Source organism: Undibacterium sp. GW821-FHT11B02 (assembly GCF_058808955.1).
The window spans coordinates 23,418-47,452 of record NZ_JBXASD010000014.1 but is presented as its reverse complement, the minus strand read 5'-3'; the positions used below and the strand labels follow the sequence as shown (position 1 = coordinate 47,452).

The 24,035-nt window shown below is 52.5% G+C and carries 16 protein-coding genes; 11 read left to right on the top strand and 5 right to left on the bottom strand.

Annotated features, from left to right (window positions below; all coding sequences use genetic code 11):
- The first annotated feature begins 283 nt into the window (after positions 1-283).
- The 4 genes from AC1RVX_RS25005 to AC1RVX_RS24990 all read left to right on the top strand — a co-directional run bounded on the left by AC1RVX_RS25005 (position 284) and on the right by AC1RVX_RS24990 (position 8,318).
- A complete protein-coding gene (locus AC1RVX_RS25005; RefSeq protein WP_493219288.1) occupies positions 284-3,154 on the top strand; it encodes a TonB-dependent receptor in 2,871 nt (956 codons plus the stop codon).
- Positions 3,155-3,280: 126 nt separating this feature from the next.
- On the top strand, positions 3,281-4,441 hold the full coding sequence (locus AC1RVX_RS25000) for a glycoside hydrolase family 88/105 protein (protein WP_493219287.1): 1,161 nt from the start codon (positions 3,281-3,283) through the stop codon (positions 4,439-4,441).
- Positions 4,442-4,680: 239 nt separating this feature from the next.
- Positions 4,681-6,996: a beta-galactosidase gene (locus AC1RVX_RS24995; RefSeq protein WP_493219286.1), complete on the top strand. Its 2,316-nt coding sequence runs from the start codon at positions 4,681-4,683 to the stop codon at positions 6,994-6,996.
- Positions 6,997-7,049: 53 nt separating this feature from the next.
- Complete coding sequence (locus AC1RVX_RS24990) at positions 7,050-8,318, top strand: DUF2264 domain-containing protein (protein WP_493219285.1); 1,269 nt, start codon at positions 7,050-7,052, stop codon at positions 8,316-8,318.
- Between the two features lie 82 nt (positions 8,319-8,400).
- On the opposite strand, the gene AC1RVX_RS24985 is transcribed toward AC1RVX_RS24990, so the two are convergent.
- The 4 genes from AC1RVX_RS24985 to AC1RVX_RS24970 form a co-directional block, all read right to left on the bottom strand.
- A complete protein-coding gene (locus tag AC1RVX_RS24985; RefSeq protein WP_493219284.1) occupies positions 8,401-9,903 on the bottom strand; it encodes an efflux transporter outer membrane subunit in 1,503 nt (500 codons plus the stop codon).
- Between the two features lie 6 nt (positions 9,904-9,909).
- Entirely contained in the window at positions 9,910-13,113 is a 3,204-nt protein-coding gene (locus AC1RVX_RS24980) for an efflux RND transporter permease subunit (protein ID WP_493219283.1), read from the bottom strand.
- A 27-nt stretch (positions 13,114-13,140) separates the two neighbouring features.
- Positions 13,141-14,391: an efflux RND transporter periplasmic adaptor subunit gene (locus AC1RVX_RS24975; protein ID WP_493219282.1), complete on the bottom strand. Its 1,251-nt coding sequence runs from the start codon at positions 14,389-14,391 to the stop codon at positions 13,141-13,143.
- Positions 14,392-14,456: 65 nt separating this feature from the next.
- Positions 14,457-15,347 (bottom strand): alpha/beta hydrolase, encoded by an 891-nt coding sequence (locus AC1RVX_RS24970; protein WP_493219391.1) that lies wholly within the window; start codon positions 15,345-15,347, stop codon positions 14,457-14,459.
- Between the two features lie 228 nt (positions 15,348-15,575).
- Here AC1RVX_RS24970 and AC1RVX_RS24965 point away from each other — a divergent pair, with 228 nt between their 5' ends.
- From AC1RVX_RS24965 to AC1RVX_RS24950, 4 genes are all read left to right on the top strand, one after another.
- Entirely contained in the window at positions 15,576-16,607 is a 1,032-nt protein-coding gene (locus AC1RVX_RS24965; RefSeq protein ID WP_493219281.1) for a LysR family transcriptional regulator, read from the top strand.
- Positions 16,608-17,033: 426 nt separating this feature from the next.
- Positions 17,034-18,287, top strand: coding sequence for a glycosyl hydrolase family 28 protein (locus tag AC1RVX_RS24960; protein WP_493219280.1), 1,254 nt, complete (start codon positions 17,034-17,036; stop codon positions 18,285-18,287).
- 139 nt (positions 18,288-18,426) lie between these two features.
- Positions 18,427-19,476, top strand: a complete 1,050-nt coding sequence (locus AC1RVX_RS24955) for a pectinesterase family protein (RefSeq protein WP_493219279.1) — start codon at positions 18,427-18,429, stop codon at positions 19,474-19,476.
- Between the two features lie 373 nt (positions 19,477-19,849).
- Positions 19,850-20,674, top strand: a complete 825-nt coding sequence (locus AC1RVX_RS24950) for a hypothetical protein (protein WP_493219278.1) — start codon at positions 19,850-19,852, stop codon at positions 20,672-20,674.
- A gap of 158 nt (positions 20,675-20,832) precedes the next feature.
- On the opposite strand, the gene AC1RVX_RS24945 is transcribed toward AC1RVX_RS24950, so the two are convergent.
- The gene (locus AC1RVX_RS24945; protein WP_493219277.1) at positions 20,833-21,318 is read right to left on the bottom strand and encodes a MarR family winged helix-turn-helix transcriptional regulator; all 486 of its coding nucleotides are present in this window, start codon (positions 21,316-21,318) and stop codon (positions 20,833-20,835) included.
- A gap of 179 nt (positions 21,319-21,497) precedes the next feature.
- On the opposite strand from AC1RVX_RS24945, the gene AC1RVX_RS24940 reads away from it, so the two are divergent.
- From AC1RVX_RS24940 to AC1RVX_RS24930, 3 genes are all read left to right on the top strand, one after another.
- Complete coding sequence (locus AC1RVX_RS24940; RefSeq protein WP_493219276.1) at positions 21,498-22,556, top strand: alpha/beta fold hydrolase; 1,059 nt, start codon at positions 21,498-21,500, stop codon at positions 22,554-22,556.
- Between the two features lie 121 nt (positions 22,557-22,677).
- A complete protein-coding gene (locus AC1RVX_RS24935) occupies positions 22,678-23,094 on the top strand; it encodes an organic hydroperoxide resistance protein (RefSeq protein ID WP_493219275.1) in 417 nt (138 codons plus the stop codon).
- A 68-nt stretch (positions 23,095-23,162) separates the two neighbouring features.
- Positions 23,163-23,975, top strand: a complete 813-nt coding sequence (locus AC1RVX_RS24930) for an alpha/beta fold hydrolase (protein WP_493219274.1) — start codon at positions 23,163-23,165, stop codon at positions 23,973-23,975.
- The last annotated feature ends 60 nt before the right edge of the window (positions 23,976-24,035 follow it).

Genomic DNA, 24,035 nt, shown 5'->3' with positions numbered 1-24,035 from the left:
CCTTATTTTCAATATTTTTTCATGTTTAAAATCAATGACTTAACATGTTCCTTCATTCACCCATATAGCGGACTTTGTGCATTCCGATTTCATGTGGTAACGTAACCATGTCACTCAATCAGGATGAAATACCGCCCCCGTTGAAGTGATGAATAAGCGATTACTGAAACACATTACTGAAAACTTAAAGCAGTGCGGAATACAAGTCGCCAGATTGAGCGTCCCCGTACTGTATTTACATCATGCAGCCTTCAAGACTGTCTGTAATTCAACGGAGACCATAGTGAAAAAGAAAATTTTAGCCACCGTGCTGCCACTCGCCCTGGCGGCATTTTATGGAGCTGATACCATTGCGCAGGAAGCGCCCGCTGCCGACACCAAGGCAAATCAGGCCAAAACTGATGCGCCAACTCTGCCGGCGGAAGCTGAAACCGTAGTCGTCACCGGATTTCGCTCCAGTCTGCAAAAGGCACTCAGCCTGAAGGCGAAAGCAATAGGCACGCGTGACTCCATCGTGGCAGAAGACATTGGTAAGTTCCCGGAAGCGAACGTGGCTGAATCACTGCAACGTGTTCCCGGCGTTATCCTGAACCGCGACGAAAGTTCAGGCGAAGGTCAGCGTATCTCGATTCGCGGCTTGCCGACTGAATATTCAGTCACCACGCTCAATGGCGCACCTGTCAACACTACGTCGACCAGCACTATCGGCACAGCCGCGCGCGGTTTCAACTACGACGTGTTTGCGTCTGAACTGTTCGGACGTGTCGATTTCTACAAATCGCCGCTGGCAGAACTGACCGAAGGTGGTCTTGGTGGCGTGGTCGATTTGCAGACACCACGTCCATTTGATAGCCCGAAACAGACGATGCGTTACAGCGTGTCGGGCTCGTATAACACCATGTCCAAGCATATTGACCCGACTGGCTTTGGTCTGTATTCCAATACATGGGATAACTGGGGCTTCCTGATTGGCGGCTCACATTCGGGTGCAGTCAATAACCGTTCCGGCTTCGAAGCAACCGGCGGTTACAACAGCTCATTCTATGGTAGCCAATCACCAACCAAGGGCTTCTTCGCCATGGCGCTCGACTATGACGACCCTCGTGCCAATCTCAGCGGCTATTCACGTTCTGATGTCGACAATGCCTATCTGCCGCGTATCTATCGCTTCTATGGTTCCCGTAACGAGCGCTCACGCGACGGCCTGGTTTCCTCTCTACAATTCAAAAGTGGCGGCCTGAACCTGAGCCTGGATACCATGTATTCAAAGCTGAAAAACCAGCGCGATGAAATCACATTCGGCCTGCTGATACGCAACAGTCTTACCAATAACCGTGCAGCCGCCGCTGGCCAGACCGGCCACACTGGTCTGGTGCCGATGGACATCAGGATTGACCCTGCAACCAACCTGATGACAGGTACCTTTGGCAACACGGTACTCAGTAACGGCGTTACCTATAGCGATGATGAAACCAGCTTTGGCTATACCGCATTGAATGGTTCATGGGAAGCCAGCAAAGCCCTGGTGTTTAGCGGGCAGCTCAGTTTCAACGAAAGCAAGGCCCTTAGCTATCAGGATACCCTGAGCGGGAATATGTACGGTATCACCTCGACGATCGGTTATGGGTCTGACCATGTCTATCCATCAATGTCTTCAACCAGCAGTTATACCGATCCAAATAATTATTCCGGCTTTGGTATTGGTACCAGTCTGACCCGCGAGACCGACAAGGGCAGGCAGGCACGCGTCGCAGCGGATTGGGACTATGGTCTGCCTGCTGACTGGAAAGGCCATCTCAAGGCTGGCCTGACTTACGTTGAAACGACAAAAGGTGTCAACAAGCGCAATGGTACTGCAGCTGCCACCACCCAGTTGAACACGCTGGGTACAGCCGGTCTGCGCAGCGGCATGATCTCTAACCTGCCGGTAGACAATCTCGATATCGGTGCGGGTTGGCCACAAGCCTGGTCCAGCTTCACCCGTGCTTACACCTATGGGAACTTCAATCCGCTGACCTATAACTCGGAAGCCAGCTTCACCCCGGCACAAAGCTTCACGGCACAGGAAAAAGTGTCGACAGCCTATGTTCAATCAGACTTCAAGGGCCAGGTCATGGACCATGATCTGCGCATCAATGCGGGTGTACGTTATTCAACCACCGATACCAACATCGACAATTTCAAGAAGACCGGTGCCGGTGGTGCGTATCTGCCAAATACTGAAAACGGTTCCTACAGCAATGTCCTGCCAGCTGTCAGCGCTGCTTTGGATTTGACCGACAGTCTGATGTGGCGTGCGTCCTATGGCAAAACGATCAGCCGTGCATCGCTATCCATTATTGCCGCCCAGACTGTCATTCCAAACCCTTTTGACAATACGGCAACCGCTGGTAACCCCAACCTGCTGCCGCAAAAATCGAATAACCTCGACACCAGCCTGGAATGGTATTTCCGCCCGGGCAGCCTGTTGTCGCTGGCCCTGTTCAAAAAAGACTTGTCTGACGCAACCGTTGCCAGCACGACCAACACCACCTTTGGCGCGCTGGGTCTGCCTGACACTGCTCTTGGCGCGATTTTCCAGAACTCTCAAGGTAAAGTCGATCCCAACTTGCCAATGGTGTTGCGGAGCTATACCAACGCCGGCAAGCAGACACTCAAGGGCTTCGAAATTGCTTACCAGCAGGCATTCGACTTCCTGCCTGATCCCTACAAGGGCTTTGGTGCATTGGCCAGCTATACCCACATCAATCCGTTCAACAGCGCCAAGTGGATTACCAATGCCGGCAAGGAAATTGAGGTCAACTCCGTTCCCAAATATGCTTATAGCCTTACTGGTTATTACGAGAGAGGGCCACTGGCGTTGCGGCTGTCCTACAACTACAAAGACAAGTCGCTGCACAGTGACAATCCTACCAACACGGGCAATGACCTGATCCGCTGGCACGCCGCCCGTGGCTATATGGATGCCAACATCAGCTACAAACTGAGCGAATCGTTTGAGCTGCGAATAGATGCGCTCAATCTGTCCAACACGCTGGCTTATGATTACTTCGAAGACGCCACCGGTCGCTATGGTGATGGACAGAAAACGAGGATGGATTATGCCAAGTACGATGGCAGAACCATCAAGATAGGGATACGCGGAAAAATATAAACATCCTGGTTCCTGGCTGAATCCCTCACCTGCTTCAGCGAAATGTGGCACAAGGCGGACAGGCTTGATTCCTGTCCGCTGCCACTTGCCAGCTTCACCAAAGATCACGACGAAAGATCACCACCTATGACGAGACGTCAATATTTGCAGGCTGCCATAATAGCTCTGGCTGTTATGGCAGCCGGTTGCAGCATGCAGATAATCAGCCAGCCAGTCATGCCGCTTGACACCAGCAGGGCGGAGGTTTTGAATGCCCTTGATCGGGCCAACAACTACTGGCAACGTACTAATCTACCTGAGCAATCGGCCTTCTGGGATATAGCAACCTACCACACCGGCAACATGGAAGCCTATGCATTGACAGGCAACCCCGCTTACCGTGATTATTCAATCGCCTGGGCCGAGCATAACCACTGGCGTTCTGCCAATTCAGATGTCAAGGCCAGCTGGAAATACAGCTATGGCGAAACCGATGAACATGTGATGTTTGGCGACTGGCAAGTCAGTTACCAGACTTATATAGACCTTTACAATCTGGATGCCAACAAAGACCCGCGCAAGATAGCACGTGCGCGCGAAGTCATGGAATACCAGATGAGTACGCCAAACAATGATTACTGGTGGTGGGCCGACGGCCTGTACATGGTCATGCCGGTCATGACCAAGCTGTATAAGGTCACTGGCAACCAGCGTTACCTGGACAAGCTTCAGGAATATTTTCTATTTGCCGATCAATTGATGTTCGACAAGGAAAGCAATTTGTATTACCGAGATGCCAAATATCTCTATCCCAAACACAAGAGCACAAATGGCGGCAAGGATTTTTGGGCACGCGGCGACGGCTGGGTATTTGCCAGCCTGGCCAAAGTACTGGCCGACCTGCCTGCCAGCCATCCCAGCCATGCCTTGTTCGTGCAACGTTTCCAGGGCATGGCCAAAGCCCTGAAATCCGTGCAGCAGGAAGAAGGTTACTGGACCCGCAGCCTGCTGGACCCGGCACAGGCACCGGGCCGGGAAACCAGTGGCACTGCATTTTTTACGTACGGATACTTGTGGGGCATGAACCATGGTTATCTTGATAAAGCTGAATATACGCCAGTGGTCAGGAAAAGCTGGAATTACCTGAGTAAAATCGCTCTGCAACCGAGTGGCAAGATTGGTTACGTGCAGCCTATCGGCGAACGGGCCATACCGGGACAAACCATAGATCAGAATTCATCCACATCCTTCGGGGTTGGTGCCTTCTTGATGGCGGCTGCGGAAATGCTCAGGTTTATTGATCATTAGCGCTGGTGATTATCACTGCGGCCCCCATTGACATGCCGTAGTGGTATCGTTTATGTCGTCCAGGTTTGTATCTCCTGCCCTGGACGTTTCACCAAAGGTGCCGTGATGGCTGCCTTTGTTTTTATCCAGAGATGATTGCGTACCGATGCTCATCGTCTCAACGTAACTTTATTCACATCATGACCACACACCATCCGCGCAGACGTCTCATCCAGGGTGCAGCAGCAGCCGTTGGCAGTATGCTTTTTCCACTTGCAGGCAAGGTGCAGGCCGCAGAGTCACCGCGCTTCCAGATAGGCCAGACCGATTTTTTACTCGATGGCAAGCGCCTGCAAATCCGTTGCGGCGAACTGCATTTTGCGCGAGTTCCGCGTGAATACTGGCGACACCGCCTGCAGGCCATTAAGGCCATGGGTCTGAACACTGTGTGCGCCTACCTGTTCTGGAATTATCATGAATGGCGCGAAGGCCAATACGACTGGAGCGGCCAGCGCGACGCCGCCGAATTCTGTCGCATCGCCCAGCAGGAAGGTTTGTGGGTCATCCTGCGACCCGGCCCCTATGCCTGTGCCGAATGGGAAATGGGTGGCTTGCCGTGGTGGCTGCTGAAACATCCCAAAGACAATTTCCTGCGTACGCGTGACGATGCTTACGTACAACCGGCACGCCGCTGGATGCATGAGGTTGGGCGCATGCTGGCACCGATGCAGGTTACCCGGGGTGGCCCGATTTTGATGGTGCAGGTAGAAAACGAATATGGCTTCTTTGGCGAAGACCTGGAATACATGCGAGTAATGCGCCAGGCTTTGCTGGATGCCAAATTCGACGTGCCACTGTTTCAATGCAACCCGACCAATGCGGTCGTCAAGTCACATATCCCGGAACTGTTTTCCGTTGCCAACTTTGGCAGTGAACCGATGGCTGGCTTCAAGGCACTGGCATCCGTCCAGCAAGGTCCGCTGATGTGTGGGGAATTTTATTCCGGCTGGTTTGATACCTGGGGCTCGCCACACCGCCGTGGTGATGCCAGCAAGGCGGTTGCCGATATCCAGACCATGCTGAAAGCCAATGGTTCGTTCAGCCTGTATATGGCGCATGGCGGCACCACCTTTGGTTTATGGGGTGGTTGCGACCGCCCTTTCCGGCCTGATACCAGCAGCTATGACTACGATGCGCCTATTGGTGAAGCAGGATGGACAGGCGACAAATTCAAGGCTTATCGCGACGGCATCCAGCCCTTTCTGGCAGAAGGTGAAACCTTGCCACCAATACCGCCACGCATGCCGGTGATCGAGATCGCCTCCTTTGCGCTGAAAGAATCAGCAACCGTATTTGCCAACCTGCCCCCACGCGTCATCAAAACAGCGTCACCACAAGCTATAGAACACTATGACATCAGCCGTGGTCTGGTGGCCTACCGCGTGAAGCTACCCGCTGGCCCGGCAGGGATACTGGAAGCGGCCAAGGTGCGTGACCTGGCCTGGGTGTATGTGGATGGCAAGCAGGTCGGCACCTTGGATACCCGTCATAACCGTTTTCGGGTTGAACTGGCGGCGCGCAGCAAACCTGTTACGGTGGACATTCTGTTGTACACCATCGCCCGTGTGAATTTCGGAGTAGAAATCCACGACAGGAAAGGCTTGCATGGCCCGGTCGTTTTCAAACCCAAAATTGGCGCAGATGGCGCAACACAGACACTGGAAAACTGGGAAATCCGTGCTATCGATTTTGATGCCGACGGCAAGCTGCCGCCGCTGAAATGGAAGCCTGGGCATGCACAGGGGCCGGCATTCTGGCACGGTAGTTTTGATGTCAGTTCCAGTGGCGACACCTTCCTCGACATGTCGACCTGGGGTCAGGGCGTGGTGTGGATCAATGGCCGTTGCCTGGGCCGCTACTGGAGCATAGGCCCAACCCAGACCATGTACCTGCCCGGCCCCTGGATCAAACCTGGCCGCAACGACATCGTGGTGCTGGACCTGACTGGGCCACAAACTGCACGCATAGCAGGGCTCAGCACACCTATACTTGATCAATTGCATCCGGAACGCGATCTGCCACGTCCACCCAATACTGCAAAGCCCAAACTGGATGGCCTGACACCAGCACTTGAAGGACAATTCCAACCCGGCAGCGCTACGCAGGATGTGCGTTTCGACAAACCGGTACGCGGACGCCAGTTGTGTCTGGAATCACTGGATGCCTTCGATGGCAAGCAGTTTGCATCGGTGGCGGAACTGGCCTTGTTGGGTACAGATGGCAAAACACTCAATCAATCAGGCTGGACCATCGCCTATGTCAGCAGTGAAGAAGCAAACAAGGAAGACGGCTCGGCCTTGAATGCCATCAACGGACAGATCACCGATCACTGGCACACCGCCTACAGTGGCAAACCACCATTCGTCACTCACCCGCACAGGCTGATTCTGGACCTTGGTAAACAGGTTGAGGTGGCGGGAATACGCTATACGCCGCGCCAAGGCGCTAATAATGTCACTGGCCGCATCCGGCATTATCGTGTGTATGTCGCTGATACGCTGGTTGTTCAGGAATAAGTGGAACAATAAGTTAAAAAAATAAATACGCAAAACCTTAACAAGAGGAAGACATGGAACGACGACATTTTATGCGTGCAGTGGTAGCTGGCTCCGCCGTGAGCGGCTTGCTGGCCAGCAGCACGCAAGTTCAGGCAAGCCCTACCCCCTTAGCCGACAACGGAAACGACCGTGCCTACATGGTCGGCCTATTGCAGAAAATGGCCGAGCCGGTATTGTCGGCCATGGCAAAAGGCGAATTGCAAAAGAAGTTCCAGCTGGAGCTTAGTCCGACCTGGGATGGCCGCGACAAGCAGGTCGCTTATATGGAATGCTTTGGTCGCCTGATCGCAGGCGCGGCCCCGTGGCTGGCTCTGCCGGAAGACAATACGCCAGAAGGCCGCACACGCAAACGCCTGCAACAGATGGCCTTGCAAAGCTATACGCATTCGGTAGACCCAAAGAGCCCGGATTATCTGTTATGGAAAGGCCATGGCCAGGCACTGGTCGATTCAGCCTATTTTACCAACGCCCTGATGCGTGCACCCAAGGCATTGTGGGAACCGCTGGACAGCATCACCAAACAGCGCATCATCAGTGAGATCAAAGGCTTGCGCAGAATAGAGCCGCCTTATATCAACTGGATGCTGTTTGCCGCGATGAACGAAGCCTGGCTGATGTCGATAGGTGAAGAATACGACCCCATGCGCATGAACGTTGCTATCCGTAAAATCAATGAATGGTATATAGGCGATGGCTGGATCAAGGATGGCGAAGCCTTCCACTTTGATTATTACAATTCATTTGTAATGTACCCCATGCTGTACGAAGTGCTGGAAGTCTTGGTCAAGTTCAAAGGCCCGTTCTGGAACGCCAAACCAGCAGACTTGCAGGCACAAGCCCTGAAGCGCATGCAGCGCTATAGCGAACATCTGGAACGCTTCATCTCACCTGAAGGAAGTTACCCGCCCATTGGTCGCTCGCTGACCTACAGGACAGCCGCATTCCAGCCGTTGGGCTTATTAGCCTGGCGCAAGCAATTGCCGGCCAGCCTGCCAGAAGGTCAGGTGCGCGCTGCCATGCAGGCAGTCCACAAAGCGATCTGGACCGAACCTAGCAATTTCACCAGCGAGGGTTTTCTGACCATAGGCTTCGTCGGCCATCAGCCTGAACTGGGCGACTGGTATTCCAACAACGGCAGCATGTATCTGGCATCCGAAGGTTTTCTTGCTCTCGGCCTGCCAGAAACTGATACCTACTGGACCAGCCCGCCGCTGGACTGGACGCAAAAGAAAGCCTTTGGTGGACGCAAGTTTCCCAAGGATTATCCGGTGAATTATTAAAGCCAATCAACAGATAAAAAAGCAGCGCACTCATACATAAGTGCGCTGCAAAAACCAGAATACGTTCTGGCTGAAGGGAACTTTACTCAGCTTTCGCTATATGGGTTTTCGTGCCGGAATCACTGGCCGCCGTGTCTGAGGCATGACGACCGTCCCAGCCCCCGCCTATGGCACGTATCAAACTGACTGCAGATTTGGCACGTGCACCATCGAGTTGTGCAGCGATGCGCTGTTGCTGCAATACCGTACGGTCGGCATCAATGACGTTCAGATAGCTGACTGAACCTTCACGGTATTGCACATGCGATAGCTTGGCTGCGCGCTCTGCCGCCTGCACTGCATTGTCTTGCGCCTGGGTCTGGTCACGCAGGATGCGCAAGTCAGCCAGATTATCTTCCACCTCTTTGAAAGCAATCAGCACCGTCTGGCGATAGTTGGCGACATCTTCTTCATAGGCTGCCCCTGCCCTGTCCACATTTGCCTGACGGCGACCACCGTCAAACAAGGGCATGGACAACAAAGGACCAAGCAGGAAAGTGCGGCTGCTCCAGTTCAGCAAATCACCCAGGCTGGCAGATTCATAACCGGCTGATCCCGTGATATCCAGCCGAGGGAAGAAGGCAGAACGGGCTACACCTATCCTCGCATTTGACGCTGCCATACTGCGTTCGGCTGCAGCAATATCTGGCCTGCGTTCCAGCAAGGCAGATGGCAAACCTGCCGGGATGTTGACAGTAATACGCGACAAAGGGCGCGGCAGAAAATTGAATTCTGCCGGTGTCTTGCCCAGCAACACGGCCAGGGCATGCTCGGCCACGGCACGGCTGCGCGCCAGGCCCAGCGATTCAGACTGTGCCGACGCCAGCTCAGCTCTGGCGCGTGCCAGGTCCAGTTCACTGATATCGCCTTCATCAAAACGGGTTTGTACCAGCTTCAATGTTTTTGAGCGCAATTCCACGGTTGCGGCATACAGTGCCTGTTCAGCATCCAGTTCCCGCAGCAGGAAATAGGCTTGTGCCACATCGGCCTGCAAGGCCAGTTGCACAGACTGGAACAAGGCTTCATTCTTTTGCGTATCCGCCGTTGCGGCATCAACACTGGAAGCGACGCGACCAAACAAGTCCAGCTCATACGAAGCACCGAATTGTGCATTGTAGGTAGTGGCAGTCGGCATCCTGGTGTTATCTGGCAAACCCTGGGACGCCGGTGCAGCGCGCCCCCTGTTCGCGCCAAGGCCGGCATTCACTTGCGGGAACAGGCCAGCACGCGCATCCTGTCGCAAGGCGCGCGATTGTTTCAAACGCGCGGCAGCGGCTTTCAGGTTCTGATTGGCCGCCATGGCCTGGGTTTCCATTTCATTCAGGCTGTCGTCTGCAAAAATTTTCCACCATTCGCCACGTGCCACATCTTCGGAAGGTTGCGCTTCTTTCCAGTTACTATTGGTAGCTAATGCCTCCTTGTATGCAGTAGGTGTGGCGACTTCTGCCTTTTCATAAGTTGGTGCGACTGAACAGCCAGCCAGCACCAGTAACAACATCAGCAGAGACGAAGCCGACTTCAGGGGTTTGATTGTATTCATCATCATGCTCTCTCAAACTTTAACTATTGCCTGGTCATGACCATGGGCGACGGCTGGCGCTTCATGCACGACCGCCGAATGCAATTTGCGACCACCAGCGAAACTACGCAGCAATACATAAAACACCGGTGTCAGGAACAGGCCAAACAGGGTCACACCCAACATGCCAAAGAACACCGCTACACCCATGGCATGACGCATCTCGGAACCAGGGCCGCTGGAAATCACCAGTGGCACCACACCCATGATGAAGGCGATGGAGGTCATCAGAATAGGACGCAGACGCAAGCGGCTGGCATCTATCGCGGCCTGCAGTGGCGTGCTGCCCTGTAATTCCAACTCCCTTGCAAATTCCACGATCAGGATTGCATTCTTGGCCGATAGGCCCACCAGCACCATCAAACCTATCTGGGTGAAGATATTGTTATCGCCACCCGTCAACCAAACGCCCGTCAAGGCTGCCAGCAAACTCATGGGCACGATCATAATGACTGCCAATGGCAAGATCAGGCTTTCATACTGTGCCGCCAATACCAGAAACACCAACAAGACACTGATAGGGAATACCCAGACACCGGCATTGCCCGCCAAAATTTGCTGATAAGTCAGGTCAGTCCATTCAAACTTGATACCGGCAGGCAATGTCTTTGCAGCGATACGTTCTGCCGCAGCCTGCGCCTGGTTGGATGAATAACCGGGTGCCGGGCCACCATTGATATCGGCAGCGGTATAGCCGTTATAACGCACCACCATTTCAGGACCAAAGCTCGGTGTGACCTTGACCAGTGAAGACAATGGCACCATTTCACCAGCGAGATTGCGGGTTTTCAGTTGCAGAATATCTTCTGGCTTGGCGCGGTAAGGCGCGTCGGCCTGGGCACGCACCTGATACACGCGGCCAAAGCGGTTGAAGTCATTTACATACAAAGAACCAAGATAGATCTGCATGGTGTCAAACACATCGGTCACCGGCACGCCCAATTGCTTGGCCTTGACGCGGTCGAGGTTCACATCCAGTTGCGGCACATTGATCTGGTAGCTTGAAAACATTGGCCCCAGTTCTGGTGCTGTCCTGGCAGCAGCAATAAAGGCTTGCGCTGCCGCATCCAGTGCAGCATAACCCAATGCACCCTTGTCTTCGATCTGCATCTTGAAGCCGCCAACGGTGCCAAGGCCCATCACAGGTGGCGGTGGAAAGACAGCGATAAAAGCATCCTTGATGCCGAAATACTTTTGGTTCAGCTTGCCTGCAATCGCATTGGCAGAAAGCTCGCTGCCACGTCGTTCTTCAAACGGTTTCAAGGTGACGAAAACAATACCGGCGCTGGAACTATTGGTGAAACCATTGATGGACAGGCCGGGGAAGGCAACTGCGCTCTCCACTCCCGGTTCTTTCAGGGCGATGGCCGACATGTCACGGATGACTTTTTCAGTACGGTCCAGCGTTGCGCCATTTGGCAATTGCGTGAAGCTGATCAGGTATTGCTTGTCTTGTCCCGGTACAAAGCCACCTGGCACGACATACGAAACTCCCACGGCTGCCGCCAGCAATACCACATACACCACCATGCTGGATGCCTTCCGGGATATAACACCAGCCACACCTTTGGAATACTTTTCAGATCCGCGATTGAACATGCGGTTAAAGGCATTGAAGAAACGACCAAACAAGCGGTTCATTACTTTCGTCAGCCAATCCGGTTTTTCATCATGGCCTTTGAGTAGAATAGCGGCCAGTGCTGGCGATAGGGTCAATGAATTGAAAGCAGAAATCACAGTCGATATCGCAATCGTCATCGCAAACTGTTTGTAAAACTGTCCGGTCAGACCGGTCATGAAGGCCAGTGGTACAAATACGGCTACCAGTGTCAACGCAATCGCGATAATCGGCCCGCTAACTTCACGCATGGCGCGGTAGGTAGCTTCTTTCGGCGACAAACCAGCCGAGATATTTCTTTCCACGTTTTCCACAACTACAATCGCATCATCGACCACAATACCGATGGCCAACACCATGCCAAAGAGTGACAAGGCATTGATGGAATACCCAAAACCCAGCATCAGAGAGAAAGTACCAACGATGGAGACCGGTACCGCCAGCAGAGGGATCAGCGAAGCACGCCAGGTTTGCAGGAAGACGATCACCACCAGCACCACCAGTGCAATCGCTTCCAGCAAGGTTTCCACTACCGCATGGATACTGGACCGTACGAATTGCGTAGGGTCATACACGATCTTGTATTGCACCGAGCTGGGGAAGTCGGCAGACAATTCTTTCATTGCAGCACGCACCTGATCAGATACGTCCAGTGCATTTGCACCAGGTGCCTGGAAGATGGGTATCGCTACGGCCGGTTTATTGTCAAGCAAGGAACGCAAACCATATTCAGAGGCATCCAGTTCTATGCGTGCCACATCTGCCAGGCGGGTAACTGCACCGTCGGCAGAAGTCTTGAGTATGATCTCGGCGAATTCTGCTTCTGATTTTAAACGGCCTTGCGCATTCACATTGAATTGCAAAGGCGTGCCCGGTACATTAGGTGATGCGCCGATAACACCAGCCGCAACCTGCACGTTTTGTTCACGAATGGCATTCACCACATCAGATGCGGTCAGGCCACGCTGTGCCACTTTTTGTGGATCCAGCCAGACACGCATTGCATAATTGCCTGAGCCGAACAGACCCACCTCACCCACACCCTTGATACGCGCCAGACGGTCTTTCACATTCAGCACCGCATAGTTGCGCAGGTAAGTCATGTCATAGCGGTCATCTGGTGAAATCAGATGCACTACCATGGTCAGCGCAGGCGAGCTTTTGATGGTCGTCACACCCAGGCGTTGCACATCAGCAGGCAGACGTGGCAAGGCTTGCGAGACACGGTTTTGCACCAGTTGTTGCGCCTTGTCAGGATCAACACCCAGCTTGAAGTTGACAGTGACCGTCAAGTTGCCGTCACTATTCGCCTGTGACTGCATGTACAGCATGTTTTCCACACCGTTGATGGATTCTTCGAGTGGCGAAGCAACCGTCTCGGCAATCACCTTGGGATTGGCACCGGGATACTGCGCCCGCACCACGACAGAAGGCGGCACCACCTCGGGATATTCCGAGATAGGTAGCTGGAACATGGCCAGCGCACCGGCCAGCAGGATAATTACCGATAACACCCCGGCGAAGATGGGGCGATCGATAAAGAATTTTGAGATATTCATGATTTTTTCTATCTAAGTCCGTGACGATTAAGACTTGTTAGCGGTAGCAGCTTTGCCTGTTTCAGTGCCTGCAACGGGACTGGCAGATGCGGGAGCCTCTTTGCTCATAGCCACCATATTCGGCGTGATGGTGTCGCCGGGACGTGTGCGTTGCAGGCCGTTGACGACAATGCGTTCACCAGCTTTCAAACCGGATTCCACAATCAGCAAATCTTCCTGTCTGGTGCCCAGACGCACTTCGCGATAAGCTGTGTGATTGTCCTTGTCCACTGCCAGCACAAAGCGCTTGCTTTGATCCGTGCCTACGGCTTTTTCATCGATCATCAAAGCTGCGTGTGGTGCACCGCCCCCCAGGCGGATGCGGGCATACAGGCCAGGCAGGAGCAAGCCATCCTGGTTATCAAACACTGCGCGCACGCGTATGGTTCCGGAAGAAGTATCGACGCGGTTATCGATGGATGTCACCTTGCCCTGGCGGGAATAGCCTTCTTCATTGGCCAGGCCAAGGAAGACTGGCACCTGGGTATTTTTCGCTTGCGCAGGATTGACGTATTTCAGGAAACTTTGTTCATCCACATCAAAAGACGCATATACCTGTGACACAGAAACCAGCGTACTCAAAGGTGGTGAGCTGGCACCGACTGCGATGACATTGCCCACAGTGACTTCGGCACGCGAGATGCGGCCAGCGACTGGCGCAGTGATTTGCGTATATTCAAGATTCAGTTTTGCTGTCTTTAAGGCTGCCTGTGCTGCCAGTACATTGGCTGCCGCTTCGCGTGATGCATTTTGCTTTTCTTCAAAGTCACGGCGGGCGATGGCGTTTTCGCCCAGCAGTCTTTCGCCGCGGGCGACATCAGAAGCTGTATACGCTGCACGTGCCTCGGCGGCTGCCAGTTGTGCCTGGAACCTGGCGACTTCAGCAGCATACGGGCGTGGGTCTATGGTGAATAGCAAATCACCTTTCCTGACCAGGCTGCCATCCTTGAAATGTACTGCTGTCAGTGTGCCACCGACCAGCGGGCGTATCTCTACACGGTCTACCGCTTCCAGTTTGCCGGAATAGTTTTGCCAGTCAACGATATTGCGAGTGACAACTTCAGCGACATCGACGGTAGTTGCCGGTGGTGCGCCTTTCGCGTCGGTATTGCTGGCCTGAACCCGGATAGCGCCAACGGTGCCAGCCGCGGCGATCAGAAGAACAATGGCAGTGCTGATGGCGATGGACAGAGAGCTGCGTTTGGCAGATGAAGTGATTGTATTGGCTGGATTAGGCATGATATTCCTCGTGGATAGTAGGTAGTGGATGCGGATGGCTGTGTTCTATAAATTCTGCTGCGCTGTCAGGCATGGTCTTGCTCTTCTGTGGATTCAAAAACAGGTTGTTTCAATTCAGAGGGAGCCGCCAGGCGGCGGCGCAGAAATTCGGCCACTTCCACCAGCGCGGGCGCATGTTCACGCAGTGAGGCATGCTTGACGCCAGCAAAGCGCGCCACCTGGGTGGGCACGCCAACAGCGATCAGTGCGGTCGCATATTTTTCTGCTTCTACATGCAAGACATCATGTTCAGCCGTGGCGATGAAGGCTGGGGACAAACCGCCCAGGCGACGCGATTCCAGCGGTGCTGCATACGGATGCAGCCTTTGCAGGGATCTGGGCAGGTACTGGCGATAACAATTCTCACATTCCTGCGGCGTCATGTCGGATTCCAGTTGTTTTGCATCACCCAGGCGCGTCATGCTAGGGTCCAGCATGGGGCCGATCAGGGCTTGTGCCAGTATGGGCGGGGCATTGCGGTCACGGGCAATCAAGGTCAGGCAGGTAGCCAGGTTGCCACCGGCATCATCACCAGCCACGGCCAGGCGGCTGGCGTCGGCATGAATGCTGGCGGCATTCTTGCCTACCCAGACCATGGCCGCATAAGCGTCTTCTGGCGCAGCGGGAAAAGGTTTGGCCGGCGCCAAAGCATAATCAACCGACAAAACCAGGGCGTTGCTGTTTCTGGCAATAAAGCGTGCAGGTACATCTGCATCATGCAGCGACCCACTGATGAAGCCACCACCGTGGAAATACAGCACCACGGGCAAAATGGTATTCCCTTGCGGCCGGTACAGGCGCACGGGGATGGAACCCAGCGGACCAGGGATCAGAAAATTGCTGATATGCAAAGACGGTTCAGCCGTTCTGGTAATCTTGCTTCTTGTTTTTCGGGCAATGGTACTTGTTGCGTTCATCATGTCGTTGCGGATATCCGCTCCATGGATTGAGGATTGGAACGAATAGTAGGCGCTACACGTTTCGGGATAAACACCGATAATCCAACATCACTATTCCACCAGGTCGACTAATCAAACCCAAAAATGCATTTATACTGACTACACTTGAGAATCACTCAACACGCCAGCACTCGCTAACAAGTGTTAACCGATGTGTCATCTCAGGCGTCATGAAGGGAATCAATAATGGACCGCTTTCAAGCAATGCAGGTATTCACCCGTGTGGTGGATTCAAACAGCTTCACCAGGGCAGCCGACAGCCTGGGCTTGCCACGCACGACCGTGACTACGACCATCCAGAATCTGGAGAGTCTGTTGCAAGTGCGCCTGCTGAACCGGACCACCCGCCGCCTGAGCCTGACGCCCGATGGTGCCGCCTACTATGAGCGCTGCGTGCGTATCCTGGCCGATGTGGATGAGACCGAAGCATCGTTCCAGAATGTTGCCCGTGGCCCCAAGGGTCAGTTGCGCATTGATGTACCTACATCAATAGGCAAACTGATACTGCTGCCGCAAGTCTGCGAATTTTATTCACGTTACCCCGACATCAAACTGGTCATGGGTATGGGCGACCGTATGGTGGACATGGTGCAGGAAGCGGTTGACTGCGTGATAAGGGTAGGCGAGCTACAGGATTCCAGCATGATCGCCAGACGCATAGGCACCTTCCAGAGCATCACCTGCGCCGCACCAGATTATCTGGATACCCATGGCGAACCGCAGACCATAGAAGATTTACGGCACCATCAGGCTGTGCATTATTTTTCCAGCCGTACTGGCCGTAATCTTGATTGGGATTTCATCGTCGATGGCAAGACCATAGACGTTACCGTCAATGGCAAGATTTCTGTCAATGACTCGGAAGCCTATATCGATTGCGCCATCAAGGGCTTCGGGCTGATACAGGCACCACGCTTCATGTTGATGCCACATCTGCAATCCGGTGCGCTGCGTGAGGTATTGCCGCAATGGACGCCTGCGCCCATGCCTATCTCTGTCGTCTATCTGGCCAACCGGCATTTGTCACCCAAGGTGCGTGCCTTTGTTGACTGGGTGGCAGAACTGTTCCCACGTTGCCCGTTGTTCAGCGGGCGCGATGCAGAACTGCTGAACGGCCTGACTGAATGTGCCTTCGCCGGTAAACCAGATCAACGCCCTGCAGGTAATACCCTGCGCGCCGTGCTGGAGCAACAAAATATTGCTGAAACGGTGTTTTAAGCTGCGATCGCCGCTGATCATTTCATTGGCAAAAAATGGTGGGGAAAAATGGTGGATAGCTGTCTCGCTATTCACCATTTTTTTTGCTTGAATTATCAAAATTTTTTTCAACGCAGATTAGGCTTGAAACTGATTTACTCAACAGAAAAAAGACAAAGCCGAAATCTGGCTTTGTTTTTTTTGCTCCAAATAAATATTTTGGTTTAGCTGTTGCCCAGCGCTTTGCATCTCACCTTTGCATCTCATCTTCGTATCTCATCTTTGTATCTCACTTCCAACAGCAGCAACATTCTTCTCCTTGACAAAGGAAGCAGATATATCTATAACGTGATCTAGCATTGGTTGGACCAATTTAAATTTGGCCCAACCAATGTTAATGTTTTAAACATAAATTACATAATTACAATGCTTAAATAGGAGACTTTTATGACTGCAATTAATGCAATTCGCAAGCATGCTTTAATCACGACATTACTCGTATTGTCCGCATCTGCGGGCGCACAAACGCTGGCAACTGGGGACAGCCGCACAGTAACCGAGCCGACCTACCCTGGCGTTTGCAAAACACTTACCGCTACCTTTACCAGCTCGCAACGTGCCTCCCCACCGTCTACAGACGACACGAGTCGTTTGCAAGCTGCGTTAGACAGTTGCGCAGGAACAGGGAAAAGCGTTGTACTCGCTGCGTCAGGTTCCAATAATGCTTTCTATAGCAACAGCTTGAATGTTAACGGTGCAGCCCTGGTGATTAATTCCGGTGTAACCCTGTACGGGAATAATAGCTACGCAAGCAATGCGCAGTTCATCCTGTTCAATGGCACCAATGCTTCCTTGATGGGCCCGGGTGCCGTTGATGGTCGCGGTGATATTCTCAGCGGCAGTTCTCGCCTGGTACAAGCAAAAAACATCACCAATTTTACTGTCTACAACGTTACCATCAAGGAATCGGTTTTCCCGAATCTGTACGTCGAGGGGGGCAATGGCTTCACCGCGTGGAAGCTAATCATACGCACCCCATCTACCCGCAGCAATGCTGATGGTATTGACATTGACAGCCTCACCAACGCTACGGTAGCGAACTCTTCCATTGAAGCTGGTGACGACGGTATTGCTGTCAAAACCAATTCTGGAAATGCCTCAAACATCACGGTAAGAAATAGCCAGCTTTACGGCACGCATGGTCTTTCGATCGGTAGTATTTACAAAAATACCGTATCAAATATCCTGTTCAAAAATAACTATGTCTACGGCGCTGATCTTTCCGGAACCACATCTGCCAACGCCAATGCGATCAACATCAAAACTGGCCCTTGTGCCTTGACAGTCAGCAAGGTTAGCTACGTCAATACCTGTATTACTGGCGCAAAACATTTGATCGTCATGGACACCAATTATCACGCATGCCCTGTCTCTGGCGGCACACCGACGGTGTCAGACATTGTCGTCAACGGTGCCTATGCAACTTCGTCCGTATCAGGAGCCTATACCCGGATAGACGGTCGCAATGCCAGCTTTCCTGTCAATGCCTACCTGGCACACGTCAAACTGGACGCAACTGCACAAAGCGGCGACCAATATGCCAATGTCGGCCTCACTGACTCAAATGACGTTCCGTCCGGAACTGGCGTGACTACAAGCAGCTTTACTATGAGTGGCGCAGTCCCCACCTGCACATTCTGAGTTTTTACTCGTTTAACGCAACCATGCGGGTTAACAAAAAAGTAGCCCCATAAATAGTCAAATAATCAGACAAAGCAGTGACTTGAGATCACTGCAATAGCCGGGGCATGCTCACCGTGTCCCGGCATAAGGAGACAACATGAGAGAAAAGAATAGTGCATGGAAAATTGCACTTACCGTCGCTTTGTTTTTGAGCAGTGCGGCAAGCCATGCCATCACGAAAGTGACAGTTGGTGGTACGGGAACAGGCCATTACGCCACCATACAGGCCGCCGTCAACGCGTTGCCGTCAAATGGTGGTGAGATTGACGTCACGCCAGGCACCTACACTGAACAGGTGACCATCACCAAACCCAATGTTCGCTTGATAGGCCAGGGTGCACATGCCACCTCCACCGTCGTTACCCAAAGTTACTGGGCACAAAAATCCGACGGTAACGGCGGAACAGTCGGTGATAAAGGCTCATCAACTGTCATCGTCACAGGCGCAGGATTTTTTGCAAACAACATCACCATTCAAAATACTTATACCCAGGACGGGCACGCTGAAACACAGGCACTTGCACTGTTTCTTGCGTCTGACAAATCCGTACTTCGCAATGTACATCTGATTGGCCGACAAGATACCTTGTATGTCGGCAGCCTGGGTTGCTCTTCCACTACCTGTACTCCGGCCCGTTCCTACTTTTATGGTGTAACCATCGAAGGTAATGTCGATTTCATCTTTGGTGATGGAGCTGCTGTATTTGACAATTGCGTTATTGTTGCTGACCAGCATGGAAGCCTGAGCGGAGAAGTCACTATTACCGCGCAAAACAGGCGCTTCACGAACTATCTCAGTGGCTACGTTTTCTATAACAGCACAATTTCCAGCAATCCACAAACAGGTTTGACCGCCGCCTACCTGGGACGGCCATGGGGCGCATTAGCTGCCAATATATTCATCAACAGCAATATACAGGCACCAATTAACACAGCGGGCATGATTGAATTTACCCCGGGCACCACCAACAATTTGCCGACATCGTATTTTGCTGAATATGGTTCTTCCGGACCAGGTGCAGCAGGTTTCACAGCAAAAACCAGGGAAAAATACACTGTTTATCTGACGTCTTCGCAAACCACACAGTACCAGCCTAACAATTTCCTCGCTGGCTCTGATGGCTGGGTTCCAACGTCTGTCTTCTAAAGCAATGCCGCCTCTTTTTTTGCACAAGACTTTAGTATAAGACTTTTCCAAGGCATGAATAGGGTACCGGAGCCGGAATCCATTTCATGCCAAGGTTCATTGTGCAGGTGTTTATTTATTTTTATTTGTATGGCCTGATGCATACACGAAAACGCAATTAACGTAACTGACGATAGTTTGGCACGCCATTAAACCGGCAATTTATAAACAAATTCCCATGTCAATTTCACTCAAAGCCAATCCAAAGAAACACTATGGCCGACATGCCCCTGTCGCGATCATGCTGGTCATTGTCCTGTTATTGATACAATATTTTTGGCACCAGGAGCAGGAAGACCTTACGCCAATACGTGCCAAGGCAAACCTGTCGACCATGGTATTTGGCCCTGGTCAGATGACCCCAACAGCCAAGGTTGAAGAAGTATCATTTTCACCGATTGACAGCCGCTTGCTACCTACAGGGCTGGCAACTGAAAATCAGCAACTCGTCGTCAACAGCGCTTTGCTCGATGTCATTCATTTTTTCCTGCTGGAGCATGTTTCAGCTGACCGGGCAGGCGCATTGCGCAGTCACCTCAAAAGTACATTGTCACCACCCGCCTATGACGAAGCAATGCTCATTGTCGAACATTATCAGGCCTACATGAAAGCGCATGATGAGTTACTTGCAGCCCATCATTTTGGTGCAACCGGTAAGGACATAACACTACAAGATGTCCGGCGCATCAGCACCTGGCGTGACCAGCGCGACCGCACGCGACTCGGGTTCCTGGGTGAGACGGTCGTGCATGCGTGGTACCAAAATGACGACGCACAGTTAACCCAGATATTAGATGAGTTAACGCAACTGAAAGACAATACAATTCAAGATCAAAACACAAACACGCTCTCAAATGACGAGCAACCAGTCCCTCCCCGACCACCAACCTGGTCTAACAAAAGCGACGAATTGCGTCATGATCGTCACGTGCAGTGGGTGCTCAATAAGGCTATCCGTAGTTTTAGTAGCTGGGCTAATACGGGGCCGCAACTGGCAAGTCAGCTGACAGGCTATCTGAATACGGCTGAGCAGATCAATCAAAATCACCAACTCAATTTTTCTGAACGCACGATTCAAATTCAGGAACTTTTGATCAAATCTTTTCCTGTTGAAGCAGAACGGCAACGCGCACGAGAATTAATGTACGCATCGCATTGAAGATTTTTTGATGATCTCATATTGTTTCCATTCAAGAGAATGTTGCGAGCGTAAAGCGATCGCGCTGATGAACAATCAAACGAGCTGGAACTCATCTTATAAATAAAGTGAGGCGAGTTCCCGGGTCTCAATAAACATCTGCAGGACAAGAATAAAGCTTATTGCTCGCCACCTCCGGCAGCGTTCTGGCTGGATGCATTCATCAGGTTGGTACGCAAGTTGACAATAGCTTTTTGCAGCACCCGGAATTCCTCCGGCTCCAGGCCGGATGCCTTGGCCGTCACCGTGCGGAAGGCAAATGCCTTTTCCCTCAATTCCCGCCCTGTGTCAGTGAGCGACACGAGCACGCTACGCTCATCCTCGCTGTCGCGCTCGCGGCGTACATAGCCCATCGTTTCCAAACGTTTTAGCATGGGCGTCATCGTGCTCGGTTCCAGAAACAATTTCTCACTCAGCCCCTTGACAGTCTGCTTGTCCTTTTCCCATAGGCAAATGATGGTGACGTATTGCGTGTAAGTAAGTCCTAACTGCTCCAGCACTGGTTTATATACGCGCGAATAAGCGAGGTTGGTCGAGTAAACGGCAAAGCACATGAAGTCACCCAGCTTAGCCACGTCCTGGTTGGTGTTTAACATATTACTCATTTGACATCTCCGCAAAATTAATTATCGAAATAATGATTATCGTACTTGAAAAGTGTCAGGAATTTATATATATTTATCTTAATAATGATTATCGCGATAATTAAATTATCAAAAATAAACTGTCGGCCCCGATTGCAACTGAAATCTGAAAACCAAGCCACTATCACTGGAGAAAACAAATGCACCAATACATTAACAACGTCACCAACCGTCACCGCCTCGTCCTTACCGCTGCCGCACTCGCCCTTGCCGGCGCGCAATTCGCACTGTCGGAAACAGCCCAGGCACAATCGATAAACACTGTATCGGGCCAGACTGCAACAGCAAACCAGAGGGTGGCCAGTTTCACGTCCATCAAGCAGATTAACGCCGGTGACCTCAACGTCGGTTATGTTGAAGAAGGTCCGGCCGACGGCCCGGTAGTGATCCTGCTGCACGGCTGGCCGTATGACATCAACAGCTTCATCGACGTCGTGCCCATGCTGACAAAGAACGGCTATCGCGTGATCGTGCCACATCTGCGCGGCTACGGTACGACACGTTTCCTCGATGCGAATGCCGTGCGCAATGGCGAACCAGCTGCGCTTGCTTCAGATGTCGTGGCATTAATGGATGCGCTGAAGATAGACAAGGCCATTCTCGCCGGTTATGACTGGGGTGCCCGTACAGCTGGTATCGTTGCAGCACTGTGGCCACAGCGCGTCAAAGGTATGGTTTCTGTCAGCGGTTACCTGATCGGTAGCCAGGAGGCTGGCAAACAAGCCTTGCCACCCAAGGCTGAACTGCAATGGTGGTACCAGTTTTACTTCGCCACCGAGCGCGGTCGCGTTGGCTATGAAAAGAACCGGCACGATTTCGCAAAACTCATCTGGCAAACGGCATCACCCCAATGGCACTTTGACGACGCCACTTTCGACCGTAGCGCTGTGGCCCTTGAAAATCCTGACCATGTCGCCATCACCGTCCACAACTATCGCTGGCGGCTCGGCCTGGCAAATGGTGAAGCAAAATACTATGACCTGGAAACGCGGTTAGCGAACTTCCCATCTATTACGGTACCGACCATCACCATGGAAGGCGATGCCAACGGTGCGCCGCATCCCGATCCGGCTGCGTATGCCAAACGTTTCACCGGCAAGTACAAGCATGAATTGATCACTGGTGGTATCGGCCACAACTTACCACAGGAAGCACCACGCGCCTTTGCTGATGCAGTGATCGAAGTCGACCATTTTTGATGATGGCTAGCACCTGAATTTTCAGGCGAACGTGACCACTCATTGTCAATCATTCTTATGTCAGCAACGCCTTATTGCACTTTTATATTCTTCTAGCACCGATAAACTTAAAGGTAACATCATGAACAAGATCGAAACCGTTCTCTATACCGGTAAAACACACACCACCGGCGGCCGCGACGGTATTGCACAAAGCGACGATGGCCGTCTCGATATCAAATTGTCTCCTCCTGGTAGTCATGGCACGGGGACCAACCCGGAACAGCTGTTTGCTGCAGGTTGGTCGGCCTGTTTCATCGGTGCCATGGGGCGGGCTGCCAAGGAAAAGAATTTGTCTCTGCCAGTTGGCACCGCCGTCGATGCCGAAGTCGATCTCGGCACCGGAAGCAGCGGCTTCCTCTTACAGGCGCGCCTCAAGGTAAGTCTGCCAGGTCTGCCACACAATGTGGGGCAAGACCTGATAGCTGCTGCACATCAGATCTGCCCCTATTCGAAGATGAGTCGCGGCAACATAGAAGTAAGCGTCACCCTGGCCTGATTCAACGCAGAAAGAGTTCAGCATTACCCTGCTCCACCATTTCAACCTGATCCAATAAAGAGTCCGTCATGAATACGAAGAAACTACTGATCTCCATTGCCACTTCCGTAGCGTTTACTAGCATCGTGCCGCTGGCGCATGCCGAAGCGCCCATTCCCCTGATCCAGGGTACGATCTCCAAACCCACCGTCGTACTAATCCACGGAGCCTTCGCTGATTCCAGCAGTTGGGACGGCGTGGCAAAGAGGCTGACTACCAAAGGTTACCCTGTGCTTAGCGTCGCCAACCCATTGCGCGGCATCGCAAGTGACGCGCAATATGCCGCAAGCGTCGTCGCTGCCATCAAGGGCCCGCTGGTTCTGGTCGGTCACTCTTACGGCGGCATGGTCATTTCCAAAGCTGCCGAAGGTAACCCCGAAGTGAAGGCACTGGTCTATGTAGCCGCCTTTGCACCTGAACAGGGTGAAACCGTCGCCGGTCTGGCAGGTAAATTTCCCGGTGGAACGCTAGGCGATGCGCTTGCCGATCCTGTCACGTTAGCCGACGGTAACAAGGAGCTCTACATCCGCCAGGACAAGTTCGCCCAGCAATTTGCTGCCGATGTGCCACGACAACAAGCTGCACTGATGGCCGCTGGCCAGCGGCCGGTGACTGTCGCTGCCCTCAACGAAGCGTCAACTGGTACTAGTTGGAAACAGTTGCCCGCTTATTTCGTGTATGGCACTGCCGACAAAAACATTCCGGTCGAAGGTCTGCGCTTTATGGCCAAACGCGCGAATGCGAAGGATGTCATCGAAGTAAAAGGGGCCTCTCACGTAGTCATGGTTTCCCAGCCGGAAATAGTGGCGAAGGTGATTGAAAAAGCCGCAGATAATAGGTAGATCCATCACAATAATCCTGTTTTACCTGTGTCACCCGACTTTGTCTGGCAGTCAGACAAA